Source organism: Paenibacillus sp. FSL R10-2771 (assembly GCF_038000205.1).
In the GTDB taxonomy this organism is placed as follows: domain Bacteria; phylum Bacillota; class Bacilli; order Paenibacillales; family Paenibacillaceae; genus Paenibacillus_AQ; species Paenibacillus_AQ phytohabitans.
On record NZ_JBBOBM010000001.1, the window covers coordinates 2,326,098 to 2,347,991 of the forward strand.

Genomic DNA, 21,894 nt, shown 5'->3' on the forward strand with positions numbered 1-21,894 from the left:
AGGAATCAAAGTTGCAAAACGTACAACATTTACGTCTACAGTGCTTCCTGACTCTAAGAAGTCCCAAGTCAGCCGGTAACGAATCAAGTGTAAGAAATTGAAATTGATCCGCCAGTCCCATAGCGGCTAACCGGCAACTTGTACTGACAGGGAAAAGCGGTGGAGAATTATGGAACTGGAGGAGTGGGGTGTCAGTCCTTGTCTGCTGAATTCCACTGTGAACCTCAGTATGAATTCAAGAAAGTATATAAAGCGAAAGCGATGCTTGTTTATTTACAACGTAACAGTGTTATGTTACGATGGTTGCAAGGAGTGATCGTATGGAAGAGGATTTAATCTCCAAGAAGGAGCTGCTGGATGAAACCGGCATCTCATACGGCCAGTTATACCGCTGGAAGAGGAAACAATTGATTCCTGAGGAATGGTTCATCCGCAAGTCCACGTTTACCGGACAAGAGACTTTTTTCCCGCGGGAACGAATACTGGGACGGGTGCAGCATATTTTGCAGAAGAAAGATGACCTTTCTCTCGATGAACTTGCCGGAAAGCTGTCAGAGCCGTTGTCTCAGCACCAGCTCATATTAACAGTAGCACAGCTAAGGGAACGTAACATTGTTTCGAACAGTAGCCTGGAGCGGTTCGGCAGGCCGGACAGTGAAGGGATGCAGCTAACCTTTGAGCAGATTCTGAATCTGTTCACTGTAGATCTGCTGCTGAGTAAGGGGGAGCTGAATCTGGAGGAAGCAGACCGGCTCTATCTGACACTTGGAGTGCATACCCCGGGATTTGCGGGAAAGAACTGGGAGCTGTTTTTTGTACGGAAGATGGGGGTCAGTTTCTATCTAATGGCGCTGTCCGGGGCAGAGCTGGCCTTCGATGAAGGAGTCCGGGTAGTCAGCAGGCTTAGTCTTGCCGACCTGACAGAACAATTGAAAGTAAGATTAAGCTAATGGGAGGACTGGCAATGGAGAAGAATGAGCTGCCGGATTTGCAGATGGATGGGGTCAATACAGCCGCCGGAGGCAAATATAACAAGGTGAATATCAACGGCGTAAGCAAGATTAACGGAGCGCTGAGCGCGCATACCTATAAATGTGACGGCGTAATGAAGATGAACGGTGATCTTACTGCGGAAGAGATGGAGATTAACGGTAACTTCAGACTGAAGGGCAACCTCCAGGCTGGTGTAATGAAGCTGAACGGTGTGCTGACCGGAGACGGCAATCTGCGGGGAGAGCGCTGTGAGCTGGACGGCATGTTGAAGCTAATGGGCAATTGTGAGGTTGAGGAGCTGATCGGTGAAGGGGTATTTACTGTAGGTGGGCTGCTCAGTGCAGGGCGGATAGAATTCGGGCTTCATGGTTTGGCAGAGGCGGGCGAAATTGGGGTGGAGAGCCTGATTATCCGCAAAACCGGCTCTGCAGCATGGGGCAGGCTGTTAGGAGGGATCATTCCCAAGTTCAAACTGGAGCTGCGGGCCAAGCTCATTGAAGGCGATTATATAGATCTTGAATATACAACGGCGGATGTGGTCCGGGGCGGCATCGTCATTATCGGGGAAGGCTGCAGCATCGGCCGGGTCGAATATAGAACGGGACTGACAGTACATCCCGGAGCCCGTGTGGAGAAGGAGGAGAAGAATGGTGCATGATTCCGTAACGCGCAATGATCTGAAGATATTGGGGACCTCCAGTTCTGTTGGCGGGCATTTCAAGGATGTCAAAGTGACCGGAGAATGTAAATTTACCGGGGATGTGGATTGCCTGAAGTTCAGCCAGACCGGAGAGATCAAAGTGGACGGCAATCTGCGGCTGCAGCATATGAAGATTACCGGAGAGTGTGAGGTTAAGGGGCGGATCGACGGAGCCAGTCTGCGCGGACAAGGTCAGCTTACGGCAGGCGGCGGGCTGCGTATAGAAGAAATCAAACTAACCGGCGGGATTATGGTTACCGGAGATTGCGAGGCAGAGGAGCTGCAGCTTACCGGAATCATTGAGGTGAGCGGACTGCTTAATGCGGGGAAGCTCGAATTGGGATTGTTTGGCCCCTGCAGAGCGGATGCGGTCGGCGGCAGCAGCATTTCTATCAAACGCAGCCGGACCGGAGCGTTGCTGAGGCCCGGACAAGGCAAGAAAATGAGCTTTCAGGCCCGGCTGATTGAAGGGGACCAGATTGAGCTGCAGAGTACGCAGGCGCAGACTGTGCGGGGCGGAAGGGTTATCATCGGCACAGGCTGCGAGATCGATACAGTGGAATACCGTGATACCCTAGAGATTCATAAGAGCGCAACGGTACGGAATCCGGTGAAATTACTGCGTTAATTCTGGCGTGATACCTTGAACCTCAGCACTGTTCTCAGCTTCTCCGGCTGGACCCGGCGGGCATCCGAAATATAGATTTCCCGGTGAAGATGAGAAATCCGCTGCAGCCCCTGTTCCGCACAATATTGTTCCATCCTTGCGAAGCTGTGCGGTTCATCATCATAAGGTCCGGTATGAAGCATTTGTACACTGAGGCCGTCTTCGAAGCTATCGAAGGCGGCTTTGTGCAGCAGCGGATGCGGCTTGCTGTGTTTGACCTTCTCCAGCACTTCAGCGGCAAGCTCCGGGGTTACAAAATCCGGCTGACGGATCATCAGGGTGTACACCAATTCGTCTTTATCAAGAACCGTTTTCTTACGGCCGGCTTCGCTGAGATCCCACACACCTTCCAGCGGGAAGACCGTATAGTCGTAATACCCATCCGGTTCCGGCCCTTTTTTGGGCAGCATCTTAATGGCATAAGAGAGGGAGTACAGTACGCCGACGGCTTCAGCGAAAGGCGCAGCATTCGGATTGCCTTCACCCCGCAGTATGAAATAATTAAAGGCGGGCACTTGAATCAGCGCGGGTTCGGCAGCGGGCAGGTAAAGAGACTTGTCTTGTTTTCTCCATTCAACTTTCAACCGGATCACCTCATCATTATTATTCTGCTATATGAAGAATACCATGCTGAACTGGACAGGTGTATGTCATGTTGGCAGGCAGCCGGTAGTACAAATAGCGCTGCGGAGGCAAGGGCTGGGAGGGTTTCCGTTGACCGGATAAATTGAATTAGTTACCGATGCCAAGTCTGTGCTTGGTGAAGTACCGCATTGGGATCTGGTAGAAGGCAAGCTGTATTGGGTGGATATTGACAGCAGGGAATTGCGGGTATATCACCCCGCTGCGGGTTCGGAAGACATCCATTCCTTTGATCAAAGAGTAGGGGCAGCAGTACCGGACTAATGTATTACATAGATACACTGACCTTCACGGTCGATGCGATGGACTATTCGCTTCAGGATGGCTCGGTAAGCGGCGCAGACCGGTGATCAGGTTCGCCGGATAGTATAACATCAGGTTTAAACTTGTGAGAACACTTAGGTAAATCGCTTGCTGAGGGGTTGAAGTGACCCTGATTACGGTAGTTCCTCCGGTAGACTTAACTGCACTTTGTACAACTAAAACATCTGATTTACAACCGGTTATCCGTTTAGTTGTATTTCGTGCAATTAAACTGCCATATGTTGAACGATTAGCACCCATTCGGGAGATTTAGTTGTACAGAATACAGTTAAAGGATGCCAGCAAGCTTTTTCGCTGTTTTTAATTGCACATTTTACAACTATTACATGCTGCGATATTGGATCAACTTCAACTCACATCTCCAGTTCTGATATTGTGCTAGTTGGATATGGATACCATGAATATCTCTATTCAATTCAGGTAAGGTCAGGTGTTGTCTATCGGCAGGAGTGCTGCTGATGGACAACATCTTTTTTGGCTGCTGGTTTGTGAAAATGGTCCGCTGCGCTGTGAAAATGGTCCTATAGCCTCCTACCGCTGTCACGTGCCGGGCGCCGTTCCTCTCTCCTGATAGCAGGCTGCTTTCTGCTAGACTGAAAGCGCAAACAAAATCTGGATATAGGAGATTTCGATATGGGAGTACCCTCTGGTGAACTGCTGCATGGTGTGGAGCCGGCCCCGCCGCCCCGCAGGAAGCTGCAGAACAAATACAAGCTCTTTTTCATGGCGCTTCCGTTTCTGGCGGTAACTTTTATTTTCTACTATTTGCCGATAAGCGGATGGATTTACGCCTTCTATGATTTCATTCCCGGCATTCCCCTGTCGGACACGCCCTTTGTCGGCCTGAAGTGGTTCAGGACCATTGTTGCTAATCCGACTCAGACAGCTGAGGTGCTGCGGGTGCTGAAGAATACGGTTGCGATGAGCTCACTCGGGCTGGTGACCTCAGTGTTTCCCGTAATCTTTGCCATTCTGCTGACCGAGGTCCGGTCAGGCTGGTACCGCAAGCTGGTGCAGACGCTGACCACGATCCCGAATTTCATCAGCTGGATTCTTGTCTATGCGCTGGCCTTCTCACTGTTCTCCGTAGACAGCGGCGTGGTGAATCACCTGCTGGTCCAGTTCGGCTTCGCAGATGAAGGCTTCAACTTTCTTGCCTCCAGCTCTCATGTCTGGATTACGATGATCGCCTGGTACTGGTGGAAGTCGCTGGGCTGGGGAGCGATCCTGTACCTTGCGGCCATTGCCGGAATTGACCAGGAGCTGTATGAGGCGGCGGAAGTGGATGGAGCGAGCAGGTTCCGCAAGATCTGGCATATCACGGTACCCGGCATCATTCCTACCTTCTTCGTCCTGCTGCTGCTCTCGATCGGCAACTTTGTGAATAACGGCATGGAGCAGTATTTCGCCTTCCAGAATGCGATGAATAAGGACACGATTGAGGTACTGGACCTCTACGTGTACAATATCGCTTTTGCCAACAACTTCCCGTTCGCAACGGCGGTCAGCATGCTGAAGTCGGTGGTCAGCGTTATCCTGCTGTTCGCGGCCAATACCCTCTCGAAGATTGTGCGTGACGAATCCATTATTTAAGGGCGGTGATTCCACATGCGGAACAAGCTTAAACCGGGCAATGCCCTCTTTCAGGGAATCATCTATCTGCTCTTCGGATTATTCACCCTGAGCTGTATTTATCCGTTCTATTATCTGTTCATTAACACGATCAGCTCCAATGATCTGAGCGCCGGAGGGTATATCAAGTTCTATCCGCGGCAGATTCATTTCGACAACTACTTCAAGGTGCTGAAGATCAGCGGGCTAAGCCACGCGGCACTGGTCTCGGTCTACAGAACAGTAGTCGGCACGTTCCTGACGGTTGGGGCATCGGCTTTTCTCGGCTATCTGTTTACCAAGAAGGAAATGTGGGGCCGGCAGATCTGGTACCGCAGCATTGTGGTCACGATGTATTTCAGCGCGGGGCTGATCCCCTGGTACATCACGATGCACAATCTGCATCTGACCAACAATTATCTGGCCTATATTCTGCCGACGATTATTACCCCGTTCAACATTATTCTGGTCAAAACCTTCGTGGAGGCGATCCCGCCTTCCCTGGAGGAATCGGCAGCGATGGACGGTGCTGGATATCTGCGGGTATTCTGGAGCATCATTGTGCCGCTGACCACGCCGATTCTGGCGACGATTACGATTTTCTCGGCGGTCAACCAGTGGAACTCCTTCATTGATACAGCGTTCCTGATGACCGACACGAAATATTACACGCTGCAGTTCCTGCTCTGGCGGTATTTGAACGAATCCAGCTCGCTCGCCGCGCTGATCCGCAATTCACCGGATATGGCGGCCAGCATTCAGAATATGCAGACTCCGACGTCGGTACGGATGACGGTCACCATGATCGTAGTGATGCCGATTCTGATTGTGTATCCGTTCTTTCAGCGTTTCTTCGTCAAAGGCATTATGATCGGGGCCGTCAAAGGCTGACCGAACTAATATATCAGGGGGTATGAAGCAATGAGATTCAGATTTAGACAAGTATCGCTACTTCTGCTAAGCACGATAATGGTGCTGGTTCTGGCAGCCTGCGGCGGAGGCAACGGAAATTCAGGCAATTCGGGCACTGAGGCCAGCACGGATAAGCCGGCGGCCGAAGCCACGCCAGCCGCCGGCACAGAGGCCACAGCGGCTCCGGCAGACGGGGCGCTGGACCATTCCAAGCCGCTCAAGCTGACCGTATTCTCGACAACGGCCAATTACGCCGGCCCGCAAATCGGCTGGTTCGCCAAAGTCATCAAGGACAAATTCAACATTGAGCTGGATATTGTTGCCTCCAACCTGACCGGCGGGGATACCAAAATCTCAGCCATGATGGCCTCGGGTGACCTCGGCGATGTCATCATCTTCGGGGATGACAAGAACCATTATCCGAACGCGATCAAAGGCAAGCTGCTGCTGGACTGGACACAGGGCGGCCTGCTGGACAAATACGGCGCGGATATTGTGAAGCAGTTCCCCAAAGCGGTAGAGAAGGCTAAAGTGGCCTTTGGCGGCGGAAGCTCCGTCTTCGGTATCGGCAATAACGTGGCAACCAACCCGTCGGGACCTTCCGAGGGCAAGGACATGACCTGGGGACCCGACTTGCGCTGGGACCTGTATCAGCAGCTAGGTGCACCTGAAATCAGCAAGATCGAGGATTATCTCCCGGTGCTGAAGCAGATGCAGGAGCTGGAGCCGAAGAATGAGCAGGGGAAGAAAACCTATGCTTTCTCCTTATGGTCCGACTGGGACGGCAACTATAAAATGACGCTGGCGAAGCAGTTCGCCAACATGATGGGCTATGACGAAATAGCGGATACCGCGCTGTATGTCAAGGCGGATGAAGAGAAGTACTATGACTTCCTCTCCGAGGACAGCTGGTATATGAAATCGCTCAAGCTCTACTTCGAAGCGAATCAGATGGGCCTGCTTGACCCGGACTCGCTTACCCAGAAATTCGATGATGTGGTGGCGAAATACAAGGACGGCCGCCTGCTCTTCTCCTGGTTCCCGTGGCTGGGCGCAGCCAACTACAATACACCGGAGAGAACCGCAGAAGGCAAAGGGTTCGCGCTTGTACCGTTCAAGGATGAGCTGATGTACTCCACAGGCTTCAACGTATACGGCGGCAACGGAATTATCGCCATCGGTGCCAAGGCCAAAGAGCCGGCACGTATCATGGAGTTCATCAACTGGATGTACACACCGGAAGGCGCAATGATCTCGGCAGGCAGCGGAACGGCAGTCTCCAATGGACCGCAGGGACTGGCCTGGGATATTGACAGCAGCGGCAAGCCGGTCGTGACCGACTTCGGCTGGAAGGCTTATGCCGATCAGCAGAACACGCAGGTTCCCGAAGAATACGGCGGCGGTGACTACTATTACGGCTCGAATCAGATGAACTTCTCCTTCGTGGTTCCGGCGATGGTGAATCCGGCTACGAATGAGCCGTATGACCACAATCTGTGGCAGACCACACTGGAACGCAATCCGTCGAAGCTCGACAGTGACTGGAGAGCGAAGATGGGCGTGCTTACGGCCAAGGAATATTTCGAGAAAAATAATCTGCTCGCCGTAGCTCCACAGGGCTTCACCGGCAAAGAGCCGCTGACGATGGACAAAACGCTGGAGCAGAAGAACAAGCAGATCGGTACCGTGATCCAGCAGATCTCCTGGAAGATGGTCTTCGCCAAAAACCAGGCGGAATTCGATAAGCTGAACAAAGAAATGCATGACAAAGTTAACGGTCTCGGCTATCAGGACGTGATGGACTTCTCCGTTAAGAAAGCGGAAGAGCTGTTCGAAGCCCGCAAAAGTGTGAAGTAAGCGGAAGCGGATAGGGAATAGGCAGGGCAGCGACCGGGCTGTTCTGCCTTCTTATTTTCAGAATAAGAAAAATCTGGTATTCTGATTCTATATATTGAAACGCTTTCATTAAGAGATGAGGTCCGGCCCCATGCCTGGAAAGAAGCAAGCAGGCCATCCGCCGAAGGGGAAGTCCCTGCGGACTACTTTGGTGATTTATTTGCTGATCGGTACGCTGCTGCCGCTGCTGATTGTCGGCTTCATATCCTACACTTCCATCTATTCCATTCTGTCCGGCAAAATCGGCAGCGGCATCAGTGCCAGTCTGCGCCAGGAAGCGCTGAGCCTGGAGAATGCCATCGACAATCTGGATTTCGCCTCCAAGCAGTTTGCGCTGGACGGACAGATTGTGGAGGAGATGTCTTCTTTTCTGCAGGAGAAGCAGATCTACCGCAAGTCGCAAATGATGAATTCGATTAATCAGAAGATCAACCTGGTCAACTTCACCAATCCCTATATCGGGCTGACCGCCTATATCATGCCTGACAGTGATGATCCGGTGCTGTTCACCAACATGAGTACGCGAAGGGGCTTCGATCTCAGCAGCCTGCCTTCGTTCATGCGCTATAACGGGGCTGATTATTATGGTCCGCATGGCACGATGTATGCTGTCGGCGATAATGTCGTCTTCTCGGAGCGGCGGATCGTACGGGTGAGCGGGCAGCATGAGCTGTATATCTATCTGGAGACCAATTACAGTCTGCTGCGCAAAATTTTCAATCAGGAAGCCTACGGAATGAAGGTTAATCATCTCCTGGTGAATCAGAGCGGCACCCTTACGCATGTCATTGACGGTGAAGTGCCGGAAAGGATCGTACAACAGGCCGGCCGGAGCGGCGGATCTGCGCATGAGGTGCTGAATGGCTATCATTTGTTCCGCTATGAGAGTCCGCAGGGCTGGAAGCTTGTAGCCGTGGTCAAACGGTCGGTGTTCAACAGCGAGATTTACACCTGGATCTACAAAATGATTCTGCTGGCGCTGCTCACCCTCCTGTTCGCAGGATTTCTGGCCTGGCTGATCTGGAGAAGGGTCTATGGTCCGCTGCGCAAGGTCAATCTCGAAATTATCCGCATGGCGGAGAATGTCACTACGCCGGTAGCATTCACGAATGTGGAGGAATTCGATTCTGTCCTGAGCAACTTCCAGCAGATGAAGGATCAGGTGAATGAGCTGATTCTGGCTGTGGCCCGCAATGAGAAGCAGAAAAGCCAGTTCGAGATTGAGAAGCTGCTCAGCCAGATCAATCCGCATTTCCTGCATAATACGCTCAATACGGTGCAGTGGCTCGCCCGGCTGAACGGACAGAAGGAGATTGACAAGCTGGTTACCCTGCTGGTGAAGGTGCTGCATTATAACCTCGGCAAGCAGAGCATCATCGTCACCATCGGGGAGGAGATTGAAGCGATCCGTAATTACATGGAGCTTCAGCGCATCCGTTACGATTATGAATTCGAGTTCAATGTAGAGGCCGATCCGGAGGTGTTGTCCGCTGCGGTTCCCCGGTTCCTGCTGCAGCCGCTGGTCGAGAATTCCATCTATCACGGACTGAGTGACAACGGCAAGGTCGATGTAATCATTACCGCGCAGGGTACGAGTGAAGTGCAGCTCATTGTGCAGGACAACGGTGCGGGAATGGATCAGGCGAAGATTGAGGAGCTGCTTGCGGAGGAGACCGTACGGAGACGGGGGCTTGGTATCGGCTTCGCTTATGTGATGCGGATGCTGCGCATGTATTACGGGGAGCAGATGAGTCTGGAGATTCTCAGCGGGGAGAGCGGCGGTACAACGGTATCCATCATCATACCCATTATGAGCAAGGAGGACTTCAATGATTAAAGCTGTGGTCGTGGATGACGAGCGGCTGGTGCGCAAAGGCTTCATCTCGCTGATTGACTGGCCGTCCTTCGGGGTGGTGATTACCGGTGAAGCGGGGGACGGCAATGCTGCATTGGAGCTGCTCCGCCAACAGGAGACGGATCTGCTGTTCGTGGATCTTACAATGCCGGGCATGACCGGGTTCGAGCTGATCCGCCAGGTCAGGCTGCGCTTTCCGGCTGTCCGCTGTGTGGTGCTCACCTGCCACCATGAATTCGATTATGTGCAGGAGGCACTGCGGCTGGGAGCGGTCGATTATATTGTTAAAACGCTGCTGGAGGTGGAGAATGCCGACGAAACCATCCGCAGGCTGGTGGAGCGGATCAGGTGGGAGGACGGCAACCGGGGCGCCCTGGTATCCGGCGAACTGAAGGTTATGTCTGCAGACAAGGCTCTGCTCTATCTGCCCCTGGAGCCTGAAGGGAAGGAAGCGGAGCTGTTTGAACTGTCACTGGTCAAGAACCATCCGCTGATCTCATTCCAGAACCTGTGGATGACCCCGCTTCCCTGCCGTGTGGCCGTGGAAGAAATCCGCCGTGAGCTGGAGGCCGTGCTTGGAGCAGGCTGGGCAGCTGTACTTGTAGAAGGGGTGCGTGATCAGCCGCTGAAGGAGCTGGAGGAGGTTCTGGAACGGACGGTTCCGCAGGCGCTGTTCTATTATACCGGTGAATATGAGCTGCCCAAGCTGATCTACGGCGAACTCAAAACGGTTGCCGGAAGGCATCGTCCCGCTGCTGCTGCAGAGGAACCGGAGCCGCTGGTGCGTGCACTGAATCTCCGGTGGACGCTTGAGCGGGGAGCCTGGGAAGACTTCAATGCAGCCGTTCTGTCCCGGCAGCCGCGCCAGGAGGCGGTTGCTGAGTTTGGAAGGGTGCTGCTGCGCAACTGGAGCGGGCTGCTGATGAAGCCGGAGGAGGCAGCGGAGCTTGCACTATCGGCACACCGCAACCGGAGCTGGTGCCAGTGGAGAAGCTGGCTGCGCCAGTTCTCCGCTCAGGTTCAGCAGCGGATGATTGAGCTGGGCATGAGCAAAGAAGTGATGTTCTGCCTGATCAGCGCTGTGAACTATATGAAGAGCCATGCCGGGGATAAAATCAATCAGGGCGATGTAGCCGCCGCCATTAATATGAGCCGCGGCTATTTCAGCCAGTGCTTTGCCCGCTTTGCCGGGGAGACCTTCGGGGACAGTCTGCGGAGCATGCGGCTGGAGCTGGCCAAATCCCTGCTGCGCGATACCCATGTGCCGGTCTGCGAAATTGCCTGCCAGTCCGGCTTTGAGGATGACCGCTATTTCAGCAGGCTGTTCCGTGAGCATGTAGGCAAGCTGCCCAGTGAATACCGTGCAGAAGGGATGGGGGAGCGGTGAACCGGGTCATGAGATATTCCTTGCCTCTATTGCTGCTGCTCAGTCTGTCCGCCTGCCGCAGCAGCGGTGCAGGGGGGCCTGCGGAACGGACAGCGCCGGCCGCTAATGCTGCCGATGCCGCTGCTTACGGCCGGTATGAGGAGCCGGTCGTGATGCGGATCGGCTTCAAGGTGCCGGATTCCCGGCTGACTACAGGCGACAGCAATGATAATAATCCGATCTCCCGCTATCTGGAGAGCCTGACGAACATCAGAGTCATTCATTCCTGGGAAGCGAAAGGCGAAGAGCCGTTTACACAAAAGGCGCAGCTGGCCATTGACAGCAATGATCTGCCGGATGCGATGGTGGTGGACCGGGATCAGCTCAGCAAGCTGATCGCAAGCGATATGATTGAGGATCTGACCGATACGTATGAGCAGTACGGCTCCGGACTGATCAAGGATATGTACGATTCTACGCATGGCGAAGCTCTAGCCGATGCGCAGCGGGGCGGAAGATTGTACGGACTGCCGAATGTAGCCATTCATGCAGATTCGACCTCCCTGCTGTGGGTCCGCCAGGACTGGCTGGACCGGCTGGAGCTGCCGGCTCCGCGAACGCTTGGGGATATTGAAGCGATCGCCAGAACTTTTATCGACAAGGACCCGGACGGCAACGGCAAGCGTGATACCGTGGGCATTAGCGCCTACAAGAATATTGTGTACGGGACCAAACCGTATGTGAACGGTCTGGACGCAGTGTTCAGCGCCTTTCATTCCTTCCCGACCAACTGGATTAAGGACAGCAGCGGTAACGTAGTCTATGGTTCGGTTACCCCGGAGACACGCAAAGCGCTGGGCCAGCTCGCCGCATGGTACAAACAGGGATTAATTGATCCTGAGTTTGCGCTGTACAAAGAAACCCAGGAGCCGATTATTGCCGGCAAAGCCGGAATTTTCTTCGGGCCCTGGTGGATGCCCTTCTATCCGTTGTCGGAAGCGGTTGCCCAGGATACCAAAGCCGAATGGCGGGCCTACGCCGCACCGCTGGATGAGTCCGGCAAATTCGTAGCCCATATAGCCCCGGTCACGGACCGGTATCTGGTTGTCCGCAAAGGATACGCGCATCCCGAGGCTGTAGTGAAGCTGCTGAATGTGTTCACCCGGCTGGAAAGAAGACGTGATCCGAACGTGGAGGAGGTCGGGAAGCTGGATGATTTCGCAGCGCAGACCGGTATTCAGCCGCGGGCCTATTACCCGTTCGATCTGCTGATTGATTATAGCGATGCCATCGAGAAGCATTATGCGGATATTCAGCAGGCGCTGCACGGCAAGATCGACCCGGATGCGCTCGACCCCGATACCCGGCTGATCTATGACCGCTGGCAGGCGGAGGAAGAGCAGCCGAAGAAGAATCTGGAGGGCTGGAAGGCGGCCAACGCCTACAAATACGGGGTAGCCGTATTGTCCACAACAGCCGTTGAGGGAGTGCGCAGCGTGTATTACGGAAGTACGCTGCATATGGCGGCGAAGTGGCCGGCGCTGCAGAAGCTGGAGAGTGAGACGTTCCTTAACATTATCGTTGGCGATGCGCCGCTGAGCTCTTTTGATCAATTCACCGTGAAATGGATGAACATGGGCGGCGGACAAATCACGCGGGAGGTCACGCAAATTGTGAACATCCGGGAGGCAGAGAGTAAGCAGGATGACAGCAACAGCCAGTGAACAGGAATCGTAAAGAGGAAACGGTGAACAGGGATCAGCATATCCGCAAAAGATGCAGGTAACATAAATTAGAGGCTGTCCCAAAAGTAGATATTATACTGACGAGTCAGATTCTCGAATTTCTCTTGCTATTCCTGCTTTTCGGCTGCTTCAATTTCAGCGAACAGGGAACGTACCTTATCCTCCAGTTTGGCTTTGTGTGTACTGACCGCTTTCCCCAAAACAATGTGTAACGATTGGAGTTCACCTCAATTTTGGTGCCGTTTACAAAGTAATACTCAAAGGAAACGTATTTTTCGTCTGTCACGGCCACCCCCAGGGAAAACCGCGTTAAAGATAGAGTTGTCCAGCCGGTTGACGAAGGTATTTACAATACGAACGAGGTGATCTTCCGTGATATCTTCATCGGGATCCATTGGCAAGCAAAGTTGGCCCAGGGATTATTGAATGTACAAAGGAATCGCTCCTCTGAAAATGGTTGGGGGTACCTCCATTTTACCAAAACGAGCAATTTCTTTGTTTGTTTTTAAGGTTAAAAATACAATTCCCGCTTAAACAGCGGAGCGGACGGAACGATTGTGGAAAAGCGAATGCGGTCGCCTTGGTCTCCGGATTTTCACCGCTAAGGGGAATGAAAAAAATCTGGAGAGCACAGCGATTGGAACAACGGTCCGTTCGCGCAGCGTCCACCCAAGTGCTCACGTTGATCTTACTCCAAAATAAATAGCTGTCCAAGGATAAGCCTGTGGCTTCCTCAGGCAGATTTGCCGATCTCAGCAGCGAGTCCATGCTCCGCCCGATTCGCCCGGGTGGAGCGATAGCTGAGCCATGCTCCGCACAGGGCCAGAACGGCAAGGCCCGAGGCCAGCCACGGAATCGTGGCGATTCCCAGTGTGTTGATGGTCACCCCGCCGAGATAAGCACCGGCGGCATTGCCCAGATTCAGCGCCGAGTGGCTGGAGGTGGTGGCCAGCAGCGGTGCTTTATGTGCCAGATTCATGATCCGCAGCTGAATGCCGGGCATTATTCCGAATGCGGCGATCCCCCAGAGAAAGACGTTGGCAACGGCAAGGACCGGATGATGCAGCGTCAGCGGGAATAATGCGATAATGCCGGCCAGCACGGCGAAGTTGACGATCAGGGAAGGCATCAGCTTCCAGTCGGCCAGCTTGCCGCCGGCGATATTGCCAAGGGTAACGCCAACTCCGAACAATACCAGAATCCAGGTGACACTATGCTCGGCGAAGCCGGTGATGTCTTCAAGAATTGGCGTGATATAGGTGAACAAAGCGAACAGGCTTCCGCAGCCCAGCGCTCCCGTAAGCAGAATCAGCAGTACCTTGGGATTCATCAGCCCGCGCACCTGCTCGGCAAGATTGGCTGTCTGCTCCTGAATAATGACAGGAATGAAGCGGATAATCCCAAAGAGAGAGATAATGCCCAGCACGGTGATGGCGCCGAAGGAAGCCCTCCAGCCGAGTTGCTGCCCGATGAAGGTTCCGAACGGTACACCAATGATATTGGCGACGGTAAGCCCGGCCAGTACAATAGACACGGCGCCTGCCCGTTTCTCCGGCCGGACCAGCCGGGAAGCGATAATCGTCCCGACTCCGAGGAAGGTTCCGTGGGCGAAGGCGGTCAATACCCGGGCAATAATCAGCAGCGGATAGGTAGGCGCTATAACGGATACGGCGTTGCCGAAGATGAAAATACCCATGAGGATGACGAGCAGCTTTTTCTGCGGCAGCCGGTGGGTGAAGACAGTCAGCACAGGCGCTCCGATGGCTACGCCTAGCGCATAGCTTGTAATCAGCTGGCCGGCCTGGGAGATGGTTACGCCGAGATCACTGGCGACATTGGGCAGCAGCCCCATGATGATGAATTCGGTCATGCCGATGGCGAAGGCGCCAAGTGTAAGGACCAGCAGGGATAACGGGAAACGTTCCTTGCCGGGTGAAGGTACAGATTTAGTTGCAGCGTGTTTCATAATCAGGTGTTGTCTCCGATCTGAGATGGTGTAGGTTCTTCCTTCCAGCCTTTGCAGACATCGACCCATGCCCGGCTTCCGGAGTATTCGGCAAGTTCAGCGCAGGTTAGTTCAATGGCGGAATTGGTGCTGCCGCAGGCCGGGAAAAGCGTGCTGAACCGCTTCATGGATTCATCCAGATATACATCCAGCGGACGGGCCAGCCCGAAGGGACAAACCCCGCCGATCTCATGTCCGGTCTGTTCGAAGACTTCATCCGGACTTAGCATCCGTGCCTTGAACCCGAAGGTCTCGCGGAATTTCCTGTTGTCAATCTTGGCATCTCCAGCCGCAACGATGAGTATGGCATCTTCCTGTGCCCCGCGGAAGGAGAGGGTTTTGGCAATTCTGGCCGGAATGACGCCAATCACAGCGGCTGCCATCTCTACAGTAGCGCTGGAGGCAGCAAACTCCTGTACATCCTGCTCGCGGGAGAATTTACGAAAATGTTCTTTAACATTGGCAATCGACATGATCTTGGCATCCTTTCTGAAATTACATGGTTTTCATATTGGGTTACATTCTAACCTGTTTCACCAGACTCTGCAAAACATTCCTCATCTATGATCCAAACATTTCAATTACCGGCGGCATTTAATATAGAAATAAGGGTGAGAGGTGAGCGCGGATGAAATTTGAGGAAATCAGGGGAGGATATGATTGCATTGTCAGTCTGGGAAGCTCATGCGAGCCTGCAGCCCATTTGCGCCGCAGAGGCCTCCGGGTATTTTCTTCGCCGCTGGACTGGGTGGTGTCGTTATCGCTTACGGATGTGAACCGGCTGCTGGGCCAGCGTTTCTCGGGGTATATGGAGCTTCCGAATATGGGTGTGATCGATGGCAATGATGTGTTTGTGGACAATGAAGTCGTCCAGCCGGTCAAATCCTATTTTGTGAAGGACTTTCATTATAATGTAATTTCAGTGCATGACTTTCCGGTGCTGGAGGGGCTGGAGTGGAGCCACGTCTACCCGGATTTCAAGCAAAAAATTAATATGCGTTCCCAGCGCCTGCTGGACACCCTGCTGATGAGCCGGAAGGCGCTGTTTATCCGCTGGGGGAGCACGTATGAGGAAGCCTGTGAGCTTCAGACAGTGCTGCGCACCTTAACCGGCGGGGATTTCCATATTCTGATTGTAAACGGTGCCGATGGACTGGAGTCCGTGCTCGACCGTGACTGGCCGCTGCCCGGTATTGCGTCTCTGGGAATTCCGAACCGTGCGGGGGATGCGGAGAGCTGGGATTATATTCTGGACGGTATATATCTGCTGTAGGGATTATAAGCAGACTATAATATAAGCGAACAGCAGAGCAGCGGCTCCCTGGAAGACGGGAGAGCCGCTGCTCTGCTGTGTTTTACGGATAATAACATCCTATTTACCCTGAGCTGGATAACTTGCACAGCCGCTGGAGAAGCTGCTGTCAATTCTGCCCGTTCAGCAGCTCTGAATTCCGCGTGACCTTATGGAGCAAAGTAATCAGAGTGTCGATTTCTTCCCCGGTTAAATCCGCAGACAGCTTGCGGTTGAAATCATTTAACAGTGACTGGAATACCGGGGCGAATTCGAGCGCTTTGGCCGTCGGGTAGAGCAGGGAGGAGCGGCGGTCCCTGGGATCGGTCCGGCGTTCGATATATCCCGAGGCCTCCAGATGTTTCACGGAGCGGGCGGTGGTGGCTTTATCACATTTTATTTCACTGGTCATCTGATCCTGTGTGATCCCCGGGTGGCTCAGAATCAGCTTAAGAAAGCTATGCTGCCCTCCGCTGCCGATACCATAGGGCAACAGCTCTTTGGCCAGGATTTTTTGATTCTGGCGGTGCAGATGGGAGATCAGCTTGCCGATCGGTTCTTTGTTTGAAGTCACAGGCGGACACCTCTTCAGGGGATAATGACGTCTTCCGGATAACCTGGAATATCGTCTGCCTCAAATACTACAACAATATGGTTGCGTGCGCAACTAATTTGCAGTACACTGGGATTGGCTGTTTTGTTGCGCATGCAACTAGTTTTGAAATATGACGCAAGAGGGTGTTTGCAGATGAGCAGTATAGGTGCTACATACCAGGAGGATGCAGTGATTCAGAGGAAACGCTGGATTATTCTGATCGTCCTGAATTTATTTACATTTATGTCAACACTGGACGGAAGTATTGTGAATATTGCGCTGCCGGTGCTGGTGAAGGAGCTGCAGCTGCCGGTTGCTCAAGTAGAATGGGTGACTACCGGATATTTGATGGCCATCTGCACTGTCATCCTGTTCTTCGGGAAGCTGGGCGATATTGCCGGGAAGATCAGGATTTTTAAATTAGGCATGATTATATTCACCGCCGGCTCCCTGCTCTGCGGTCTAAGCCACAGTCTGCCGCTGCTGATTGCGGCGCGCGTGGTTCAGGCGGTCGGCGCTTCGATGACTATGGCGAACAGCCAGGGGATTGTTACGGATATTTTCCCGTCCACCGAACGGGGCAAGGCATTGGGACTGATCGGAACCTTCGTATCACTGGGCAGTATAGCCGGGCCAAGTCTCGGGGGGATCATTGTATCCACTATGGGCTGGGAATATATTTTCTGGGTAAATGTTCCGATTGGACTGATTGCGATTGTGCTCGGCTGGAAGGTGCTGCCGAAGGATCTCGTCCGGGTGAAGTCCAGAATCGATCTTCCCGGCAGCATGCTATTTGCTGTCTTTATTGTTACTTTATTCGCCGGTCTGCTGCTTGGCCAGCAGCTTGGATACAGGGATAACCGGATTCTGGCCTCCCTGATCGCGGCTGCTATAACCTTTATTGCTTTTGTGATGGTGGAGCTGCGCCGCAAGCAGCCGCTGCTCCAGCTGTCGCTGTTTAAGAATCCGCTGTTCTCACTGAGTATTTTCTGTGCTTTTCTGGTATTTGTCTCCAACTTCTGCTTCAACATTATTGCGCCGTTCTATGCACAGAATATGCTGAATATGTCACCCTTCAGTGCAGGCTTCCTGCTGATGCTCTTTCCGATCTCGATGGTCATTGTCGCGCCGCTTAGCGGGGCGTTGTCCGATAAGATTGGTTCAGAGCTGCTGACCTTTGCCGGGCTGATTGTTATGGTCATTGCCCAGTTCGGGCTGGCCCGGCTGCATGAAGGCAGTCCGGTTCTGCTGGTCGGCGTATGGATTGCCATGCTCGGAATCGGCAGCGGTTTGTTCGGCTCGCCGAACAATTCACTTGTGATGTCGACCGTGCCGCGTACCCAGCTTGGCTCCGCAGGCAGTGTGAATTCGCTGGTCCGCAATGTAGGGATGGTCGTGGGAATCACTGTTGCTACGTCCATCCTGTTCAACGTGATGAGCAGCAGGGCAGGCTACCGGGTGACCGGACTGATCGAAGGACGACCGGACATTTTCCTCTCGGGGATGCATGTTGTCTTCATGACTTCGTCTTCCATCTGTCTGTTATCGGCGCTGCTGACCGGCTGGCGGCTGTTCTCGTCCCGCAGGGCTAAGAGGTTGAACGCGTGAAGCTGACTACTCCTTTTTAGAATCCTGCACAAAATACAACATTTCCCTCATAATCTCGGCCATAATCCATAATTGTTGTACAAATGGCAGCAATTTTCATCTTCCAAGCTGCTTAGTGCGAAAATTCCTGTATTTTCTGCAACAATCCTACCAAACACACAGATTTCTATGTGTCTAAGTTGCAATATGTACAACATTAATGCTATTTTGATTGAACTTGACCGGGTGTAATCCAAAATAACATTTAGATATCTGTCACAAACCACAGCCCCGTCTTGTCTACAGTAATGTAGAACATTAATGGAGGCGATTGGACATGAGTCTGAGAATGAATTATCGTGAGGTTAACGCGCCGGCTTTCCGGGCAATGATGACACTGGAGCAGCATGCAGGAAGCCGCAGCAAGGATAAAGTACTGTATGAACTGGTCAAAATACGGGTCTCCCAAATTAACGGCTGTGCGTTCTGTCTGGATATGCATGCCAAGGATCTGATGAAGCTGGGCAACTATGCCGATCATATTCTGCTGCTGAGTGTCTGGCGTGAAGCGCCGATATTCACTGATAAAGAACGGGTGCTGCTGGAATTCGCCGAGCATGTAACCCTGATCAGCCAGGCAGGTGTTCCGCAGGAGCTGTATCACAAGGTGCTGGAGCATTTCAGCGAAGAGGAAATGGTAGACTGGATTATGGCGATCAATACGATCAATAGCTGGAACCGGATTGCCATTACCACGGGAATGTTCCCCGGATGTTTCAGCTGAGCTTGAGTTAGGATAGCCGTAAGGGTGAAGGAGGGGCAGCGCGTGGAGGTCCGGGATAAAGAAGGCTTAGAGGCTGAGAGTCCGTCTGCAGAGAGTTTAGGTATGGAGGAGCTGTATCAGAATTATAAAGGTTATGCATTCTCCATTGCCTACCGGATGTTAGGTGTGGTTGCGGATGCGGAGGATGCTGTTCAGGATACGTTTGCTGAGCTCCAGCGCCGGGACCGGAGCGGTATCCAGAATATCAAAGCCTATGTGGCCAAGGGCGTAACCAACCGCTGCCTGAATATGCTGAATTCTGCGCGGAGCCGGAGAGAGACCTATATCGGAGAGTGGCTGCCGGAGCCGGTCTGCACAGGGTATGATGGTCCGGAAGCGGAGGCGGAGCGGAAGGATAGCCTATCGTATGCTTTTCTGGTGCTGCTGGAACGTCTGGCGCCAACGGAGCGGGCCGTATTTGTGCTGCGTGAGGCATTCCAGTACGACTACGAGGAAATTGCCGGGATGGTGGGCAAGACGGAGAGCAACTGCCGGCAGATCTTCAGCCGGGCGAAGCGCACACTGCAGGCGGAGCGTGCGGCTACATCGCCTTCCCCTTCTCCCGGTTACGGAGCTGTCAAAGAGAATCTGCTGCGGAGCTTCACTGCCGCATTCACCTCTTATGATGTCGGCGGCATGCTGAAGCTGCTGGGGGAACATCCTGTGCTGGTTGCTGACGGCGGCGGACAGGAAGTGCATACGATTCTCCGGCCGATGACCGGCCGCAAAGGCGTGCTGGCGCTTCTGACCTCACGCAGGGTGATGCATTATCTGCGGGAATGGGAACAGCATTATGGAATAGTCAATGGCGAGCCAGGCCTGATCTTCACCCATCAGGGGGAGATCAAAGGAGTGATCTGTCTGATTCCGGACCGGAGCGGCGAGCAGATCCAGAACATCTACCTAATGATGGACCCGGCCAAAATGAGCCGTATTACAGTTCATCCGGAGACGCCGCGGAGTTAATCCGGGGGCAGAACATAAAGACCCGTTATCCATCCCTGCCGGGAGAGGTAACGGGTCTTTATGTTCTTAAGTTCTTAAGGGCGGTGCTCAATCAGCCGTCCTGTCTCTATTAGGGTGTACTAGTTCTTGAAGCTGTGGATCGGCGCCGGAATACGTCCGCCGCGGTTAACGAAGCCTGCACAATTGAACGGGTTGACCGCCATGACCGGTGCATAACCCAGCAGGCCGCCGAACTCAACCATTTCGCCGACTTCCTTGCCGATAACCGGAATGACGCGGACCGCGGTTGTCTTGTTATTGACCATGCCGATCGCCGCTTCATCGGCGATGATACCCGAGATGGTCTCCTTGCTGGTGCTGCCCGGAATGGCAATCATGTCGAGGCCGACGGAGCACACGCAAGTCATTGCTTCGAGCTTCTCCAGCGTCAGTGCACCGCGCTGAACAGCCTGGATCATGCCGTGGTCTTCACTGACCGGGATGAACGCGCCGCTTAAGCCGCCGACATAGGAGGAGGCCATGACCCCGCCTTTTTTGACATTGTCGTTAAGAATGGCCAGCGCAGCCGTGGTGCCGGGAGCTCCAGCTTCTTCAAGACCCATGACCTGAAAGATCTCGGCGATGGAGTCGCCGATTTCAGGTGTAGGAGCCAGCGACAGATCGATGATGCCGAAGGGCACATTCAGCCGTTTGGAGGCTTCCTGGGCAACGAGCTGCCCGACGCGGGTAACCTTGAAGGCGGTACGCTTAATGGTCTCGCACAGCGTCTCGAAGTCCTGTCCCTTCACCTCTTCCAGCGCCCGCTTGATTACGCCGGGACCGCTGACGCCTACATTAATGACACATTCCCGTTCGCCGACACCGTGGAAGGCTCCGGCCATGAACGGGTTATCCTCAACGGCGTTACAGAAGACGACCAGCTTGGCGCAGCCGATGGAATCGCGGTCTTTCGTGCGCTGTGCAGTCTGGATGATAATATCGCCCATCAGCTTCACGGCGTCCATGTTGATGCCGCTGCGCGAGGAGCCGACATTCACGGAGGAGCAGACACGTTCCGTCACTGCCAGCGCTTCCGGGATGCTGTCGATCAGAATCCGGTCGCCTTTGGTACAGCCTTTCTGAACCAGTGCGGAGTAACCGCCGATAAAGTTGACGCCAACCTCCTTGGCCGCCTTGTCGAGAATCTGTGCTACAGGAACATAAGTATCGGTATGTACGGCGCCGGCAGCAATTGAGATCGGAGTTACGGAAATACGCTTGTTCACAATCGGCACGCCGAATTGACGCTCCAGATCTTCACCCGTCTTCACGAGCTTTTCGGCGGAACGGGTAATTTTGTCATACACATTGCGGTTAAAGATCTTCATATCCGTATGCGCGCAGTCCATCAGACTGATGCCCATGGTAATCGTACGCACGTCCAGGTTCATTTCCCGGATCATTTTATTGGTTTCCTGTACTTCTCCAATTGAGATCATAGTATGGTTGTTCCTCTCTTTGCCGCCCGGCTAGATCCGGTGCATAATATTGAAGATATCTTCATGCTGAAGCTTGATTTCCACACCGATGTCCTCACCGACATGCTGCAGATCCCGTGCGATTTCCTCGAAGGACTTAGAGGGTGCGGAAATGTCCACAATCATCATCATATTGAAATAGTCCTGCACAATCGTCTGGGAAATATCCAGAATATTCAGATTGTGTTCTGCGAGGTATGTACATACTTTGGCAATAATTCCGACTTTGTCTTTTCCCAGTACCGTAATAATCCCCTTCAATTGAAAGCCTCCTATTATAGATTACTCTGTTTTCTCCGCCCGCTGCCGCTTTAACGGAATGAACGGTTTCAATTATTATGTCAAATGAATAGAAGGTTATCAACCAAAGCTTTTTTGTAGGGCTGATCAGAGATTTGA

At 53.2% G+C, this 21,894-nt stretch carries 20 protein-coding genes; 14 read left to right on the forward strand and 6 right to left on the reverse strand.

All coding sequences use genetic code 11. The features are described 5' to 3' along the window. The first annotated feature begins 320 nt into the window (after nucleotides 1–320). The 3 genes from NSU14_RS09855 to NSU14_RS09865 are packed head-to-tail and all read left to right on the forward strand — an operon-like array spanning nucleotide 321 to nucleotide 2,321. Nucleotides 321–950, forward strand: a complete 630-nt coding sequence (locus NSU14_RS09855) for a YhbD family protein (RefSeq protein WP_076243315.1) — start codon at nucleotides 321–323, stop codon at nucleotides 948–950. Nucleotides 951–964: 14 nt separating this feature from the next. Beyond that, complete coding sequence (locus NSU14_RS09860) at nucleotides 965–1,651, forward strand: hypothetical protein (protein WP_340944473.1); 687 nt, start codon at nucleotides 965–967, stop codon at nucleotides 1,649–1,651. Beyond that, complete coding sequence (locus NSU14_RS09865) at nucleotides 1,641–2,321, forward strand: hypothetical protein (RefSeq protein WP_076243313.1); 681 nt, start codon at nucleotides 1,641–1,643, stop codon at nucleotides 2,319–2,321. Before NSU14_RS09860 ends, NSU14_RS09865 begins: the two co-directional genes overlap by 11 nt. On the opposite strand, the gene NSU14_RS09870 is transcribed toward NSU14_RS09865, so the two are convergent. Next, nucleotides 2,318–2,953, reverse strand: a complete 636-nt coding sequence (locus NSU14_RS09870) for a GyrI-like domain-containing protein (RefSeq protein WP_340944477.1) — start codon at nucleotides 2,951–2,953, stop codon at nucleotides 2,318–2,320. The genes NSU14_RS09865 and NSU14_RS09870 overlap by 4 nt on opposite strands. Before the next feature lie 160 nt (nucleotides 2,954–3,113). Here NSU14_RS09870 and NSU14_RS09875 point away from each other — a divergent pair, with 160 nt between their 5' ends. The 7 genes from NSU14_RS09875 to NSU14_RS09905 all read left to right on the forward strand — a co-directional run bounded on the left by NSU14_RS09875 (nucleotide 3,114) and on the right by NSU14_RS09905 (nucleotide 12,690). Continuing rightward, nucleotides 3,114–3,266, forward strand: a complete 153-nt coding sequence (locus NSU14_RS09875) for an SMP-30/gluconolactonase/LRE family protein (RefSeq protein WP_340944478.1) — start codon at nucleotides 3,114–3,116, stop codon at nucleotides 3,264–3,266. 693 nt (nucleotides 3,267–3,959) lie between these two features. Continuing rightward, entirely contained in the window at nucleotides 3,960–4,919 is a 960-nt protein-coding gene (locus NSU14_RS09880; RefSeq protein ID WP_042138501.1) for an ABC transporter permease, read from the forward strand. A gap of 15 nt (nucleotides 4,920–4,934) precedes the next feature. Next, nucleotides 4,935–5,828: a carbohydrate ABC transporter permease gene (locus tag NSU14_RS09885; protein WP_076243310.1), complete on the forward strand. Its 894-nt coding sequence runs from the start codon at nucleotides 4,935–4,937 to the stop codon at nucleotides 5,826–5,828. A gap of 30 nt (nucleotides 5,829–5,858) precedes the next feature. After that, complete coding sequence (locus NSU14_RS09890; protein WP_340944481.1) at nucleotides 5,859–7,706, forward strand: ABC transporter substrate-binding protein; 1,848 nt, start codon at nucleotides 5,859–5,861, stop codon at nucleotides 7,704–7,706. Nucleotides 7,707–7,836: 130 nt separating this feature from the next. Then, nucleotides 7,837–9,582: a sensor histidine kinase gene (locus NSU14_RS09895; protein WP_340944483.1), complete on the forward strand. Its 1,746-nt coding sequence runs from the start codon at nucleotides 7,837–7,839 to the stop codon at nucleotides 9,580–9,582. Beyond that, nucleotides 9,575–10,987, forward strand: a complete 1,413-nt coding sequence (locus tag NSU14_RS09900; RefSeq protein ID WP_340944485.1) for a response regulator transcription factor — start codon at nucleotides 9,575–9,577, stop codon at nucleotides 10,985–10,987. Before NSU14_RS09895 ends, NSU14_RS09900 begins: the two co-directional genes overlap by 8 nt. Nucleotides 10,988–10,995: 8 nt before the next feature. Continuing rightward, on the forward strand, nucleotides 10,996–12,690 hold the full coding sequence (locus NSU14_RS09905; RefSeq protein WP_336101891.1) for an ABC transporter substrate-binding protein: 1,695 nt from the start codon (nucleotides 10,996–10,998) through the stop codon (nucleotides 12,688–12,690). A 754-nt stretch (nucleotides 12,691–13,444) separates the two neighbouring features. On the opposite strand, the gene NSU14_RS09910 is transcribed toward NSU14_RS09905, so the two are convergent. Together NSU14_RS09910 and NSU14_RS09915 are read right to left on the reverse strand one after the other, a co-directional pair. After that, nucleotides 13,445–14,677, reverse strand: a complete 1,233-nt coding sequence (locus tag NSU14_RS09910; RefSeq protein WP_340944489.1) for an MFS transporter — start codon at nucleotides 14,675–14,677, stop codon at nucleotides 13,445–13,447. A 2-nt stretch (nucleotides 14,678–14,679) separates the two neighbouring features. Beyond that, nucleotides 14,680–15,189 (reverse strand): YbaK/EbsC family protein, encoded by a 510-nt coding sequence (locus tag NSU14_RS09915; protein ID WP_340944491.1) that lies wholly within the window; start codon nucleotides 15,187–15,189, stop codon nucleotides 14,680–14,682. 155 nt (nucleotides 15,190–15,344) lie between these two features. Here NSU14_RS09915 and NSU14_RS09920 point away from each other — a divergent pair, with 155 nt between their 5' ends. Further along, the gene (locus NSU14_RS09920; RefSeq protein WP_042138487.1) at nucleotides 15,345–15,989 is read left to right on the forward strand and encodes a DUF1796 family putative cysteine peptidase; all 645 of its coding nucleotides are present in this window, start codon (nucleotides 15,345–15,347) and stop codon (nucleotides 15,987–15,989) included. A gap of 148 nt (nucleotides 15,990–16,137) precedes the next feature. On the opposite strand, the gene NSU14_RS09925 is transcribed toward NSU14_RS09920, so the two are convergent. Continuing rightward, the gene (locus tag NSU14_RS09925; RefSeq protein ID WP_076243302.1) at nucleotides 16,138–16,581 is read right to left on the reverse strand and encodes a MarR family winged helix-turn-helix transcriptional regulator; all 444 of its coding nucleotides are present in this window, start codon (nucleotides 16,579–16,581) and stop codon (nucleotides 16,138–16,140) included. Nucleotides 16,582–16,755: 174 nt separating this feature from the next. On the opposite strand from NSU14_RS09925, the gene NSU14_RS09930 reads away from it, so the two are divergent. From NSU14_RS09930 to NSU14_RS09940, 3 genes are all read left to right on the forward strand, one after another. Continuing rightward, nucleotides 16,756–18,210 (forward strand): MFS transporter, encoded by a 1,455-nt coding sequence (locus NSU14_RS09930; RefSeq protein WP_042138483.1) that lies wholly within the window; start codon nucleotides 16,756–16,758, stop codon nucleotides 18,208–18,210. A 316-nt stretch (nucleotides 18,211–18,526) separates the two neighbouring features. Beyond that, nucleotides 18,527–18,973 carry a carboxymuconolactone decarboxylase family protein gene (locus tag NSU14_RS09935; protein WP_340944494.1) on the forward strand — a complete coding sequence of 149 codons (447 nt, stop codon included), beginning with the start codon at nucleotides 18,527–18,529 and terminating at the stop codon, nucleotides 18,971–18,973. A 42-nt stretch (nucleotides 18,974–19,015) separates the two neighbouring features. Continuing rightward, complete coding sequence (locus NSU14_RS09940) at nucleotides 19,016–19,978, forward strand: sigma-70 family RNA polymerase sigma factor (protein ID WP_445670009.1); 963 nt, start codon at nucleotides 19,016–19,018, stop codon at nucleotides 19,976–19,978. 119 nt (nucleotides 19,979–20,097) lie between these two features. On the opposite strand, the gene NSU14_RS09945 is transcribed toward NSU14_RS09940, so the two are convergent. Further along, the gene (locus tag NSU14_RS09945; protein WP_269323278.1) at nucleotides 20,098–21,453 is read right to left on the reverse strand and encodes a PFL family protein; all 1,356 of its coding nucleotides are present in this window, start codon (nucleotides 21,451–21,453) and stop codon (nucleotides 20,098–20,100) included. A 33-nt stretch (nucleotides 21,454–21,486) separates the two neighbouring features. After that, on the reverse strand, nucleotides 21,487–21,756 hold the full coding sequence (locus NSU14_RS09950; protein ID WP_039293974.1) for an ACT domain-containing protein: 270 nt from the start codon (nucleotides 21,754–21,756) through the stop codon (nucleotides 21,487–21,489). Between the last annotated feature and the right edge of the window lie 138 nt (nucleotides 21,757–21,894).